The sequence below is a fragment of the Protofrankia sp. CiP1_Cm_nod2 genome (genome assembly GCF_920664355.1).
GTDB lineage: Bacteria > Actinomycetota > Actinomycetes > Frankiales > Frankiaceae > Protofrankia.
In genome coordinates this window covers 10,252-10,781 of sequence record NZ_CAKKTL010000197.1, presented here as the reverse complement: position 1 = coordinate 10,781, position 530 = coordinate 10,252, and the positions used below count along the sequence as shown (strand labels likewise).

1 protein-coding gene is annotated in these 530 nt (G+C 72.1%); it reads left to right on the top strand.

Annotated features, from left to right (window positions below; genetic code table 11):
- Positions 1 to 470, top strand: a 470-nt coding sequence (locus tag NBW84_RS18730; protein ID WP_250286038.1) for a LytR C-terminal domain-containing protein, incomplete at its 5' end; no start/stop codon positions are given.
- Positions 471 to 530 lie beyond the last annotated feature (60 nt).

The following is a 530-nucleotide window of genomic DNA, read 5'->3' as shown; positions in this document are numbered from 1 at the left end:
CACCGGCTCCGGCCACGGTCGCGGCCGGGGCCGCGCGGCCCGTCGGCGGTGCGTCCACGGCCGCGCCGGCGGCACCTGCCGCGCCGGCGACGAGCGCCCGTCCGTTACCGGCAGGAACGTCACAGCCGCCGAAGGCGGTTGCTCCCGTCCCGCCGTCGACCGCGCCGAAACGCGTCTTCGCCCCCGTCGTGATCCTGAACAACTCCAGGGAGCCGGGGCTCGCCGACGCTGCCCGGGCCCGGCTGGAAGCCGCCGGCTTCACGGTGACCCGGGTCGGCAACTACAACGCGGCGTACAACGTCGCGGTACCCACCGTGTTCTACGAGCCGGAGCAGAAGGCCGCCGCCGAGACCCTGCAGGAGCTGATCCCGGATGTCAGAGCCGCGGCTCCCAAGAGCGCGCACTTCAACTCGGACGACCCGCTCATCCTTGTCATCACCAAGGATTTCCAGATCGACCCGCCCGAGTGACGGACCTGAGCCCATGACTCCCACACCCGGCAGCAGCGGCACACCCGGTACCAGCGGCAC